Raw genomic sequence first — 2053 nt, 5'->3', positions numbered from 1 at the left:
GATCGGCGGCGGTGGCCTGATTGTAGGCCGCTTCGGCGTCGTTCATCCGTCCTTCCGACTGCGCCTCGAGGCCGCGCGAGTAGGCGAGAAAAGCGAGGAATGATTCGGTCGGGACCTGTTTGATCGCATCGCGCTCCTCAGCCGTAAGGGTGATGCCGAGATCGTCGATCACCCGGAATACGAAGTCTTTCTGCAGCGCGAATACTTTTTGCAGTTGTCCTTCCGAGGTCTCGGTGCGGTTGGCGCTGCTGTCGGCGGTGTTGACGACCACACCATCGAGCCGAACATCATCGTTGCCAAGGCCCAGTACGGTAGCGGTGACGAGATGCCGGCTCCCGAGCAGTTTGCCGACTCTCGGCGCGGAGGACGGATCGACCATGCCGGATGCGCTGAGCGCCAGTTCCTGCTGGATGACATCGATCTTGAGTCGGTCAACCACGCGGAGTTGTTTGACCTTGGCGAGATCGATAGCCGTGAATTCGGCCAGGCCGCGCGCGATAGGCGCCATTTCGGGACTGAGTTTACTGGCGTCGAAATCGGCCACGGCGACGGTATTGGCCGGGATCGAATCGACGTCGATCTTCTCTTCGTTGGCCAGCGCGTTCTTGACTTCCTTATGGATGTTCTGGCCGACCAGGTAATCGAGGTGGGCCCGAATCAGGTTCCGGGTTTTGCCGCCGGGATCAAGCGAAAGCGACTGGGTGTAGGCTTCCATGGCCTTGTCGGTATCGCCCCGTTTTTCGAAGATCATGCCCAGATAGAGGGTAGCCTGGGCATCGGGACGAATGTTGTTGGCCTGGTGCAGGGCGTCCTCGGACTTCTCAAAGTTCCCCAGTTCGAAGAAGGCTTTCCCGAGACCGGTCCAGGCCTCGACACTCTGCGGGTTGGCCGAGATTTCCTGGTAGAAGAGCGAAACGGCGCGAGTATATTCTCCCTGCTCACTCGCGGATACGCCCTGTTTGAGGAGCGACTGCGAACAGCCGGCCAGCAGCAGCGCGGCGGCGGCGAGCAGCACAGGTATTCGTTTCATGGTGTGTTTACCTTTATCCATTTGACCGGTCGTGCTTCCTTAGCTGGCGAGCGGGCGGTAGATTTCCATTTTCCGCTTCGCTTCAGCAAAGGACGGATCGAGTTCGTACGCCTTCTTGAAATTCTCGTACGCTTCGCGGTAGTCGTATTCATCCATAAACTGGAGACCGCGCGAATAGTAGGTCATGGCGTCGTTAGAGGACGTGCCACTTTCGTCGATCGCCGACAGCTCCGTCTTGTTGAGCTTCAGGTCGAGCGCCTCGGCCAGCTCTTTGACCAGGGCCTTTTCCATCTCGGAGTATTTCGGCTTGCCTTCTTTGTCGACCGAGGCTACGATTTCGGAGGTCTCGACATCGACAACGCGCACGACCATACGGGTGTTGTCGCCGTCGATCTGAGTGATGCTGCCGAACACCATATATTTGGCGCCAAGAATCTGGCCGACTTTGACCGCCGTGGCCTGGTTGACTGCGCCGGACTGCTGCAGTGCGATCTCTTTAAGGATGAAATCGATCTTGTCGCGTTCGATCACGGTGAGGTCCGAGACTTTGCCGAAATCGTAGGCGAAAAAGTCGGCGAGACCTTTTGACAGCAGGCCCAGTTCTTCCTGGTATTTGCCGGTCGAAAAGTTGTCGAATTTCATGATTGCGATCGTCGTGATGCCTTCACCGGCCTTGGGGCAGGTGAGTGCGTTTTTGTCTTTGATGAGGCGATACCAGCGGTCGCGGAGTTCCTGCGGCCAGATTTCCTGCGGCATCGGGGTCAGGCACGGCCCGATTTGAGAGATCCGCTCGAGAAAATCAAACGACTGCTGTTGGTACTTTTGTCCTTTGGCGTAGGTGAGAATGCTGAGCACCTCATAAATTGCCACACTATCCTGCGCGGAGAGATCGGTACGCATGAGCATGCTGTCGCCGACGGCGATGCCCATATCGTATTCGAGATCGTTGTAGTAGTTCAGCGCTTCGCCCAGTCTGTCGGCGACCGTTTCCTGCGCCGAGACCGAAGCGGCGGCTCCCATGAG

At 57.7% G+C, this 2053-nt stretch carries 2 protein-coding genes; both read right to left on the bottom strand.

What is annotated here, in order from left to right; genetic code table 11:
* On the bottom strand, positions 1–1030 hold a 1030-nt coding region (locus KKA81_15955), incomplete at its 3' end, for a tetratricopeptide repeat protein (GenBank protein MBU2652423.1).
* 39 nt (positions 1031–1069) lie between these two features.
* Positions 1070–2053 (bottom strand): hypothetical protein (locus KKA81_15950; protein MBU2652422.1); only part of this gene is annotated, 984 nt, incomplete at its 5' end.

Source organism: Bacteroidota bacterium, assembly GCA_018831055.1.
In the GTDB taxonomy this organism is placed as follows: Bacteria; Bacteroidota; Bacteroidia; order Bacteroidales; family B18-G4; genus M55B132.
This window is presented reverse-complemented; position numbering and strand designations above follow the sequence as displayed.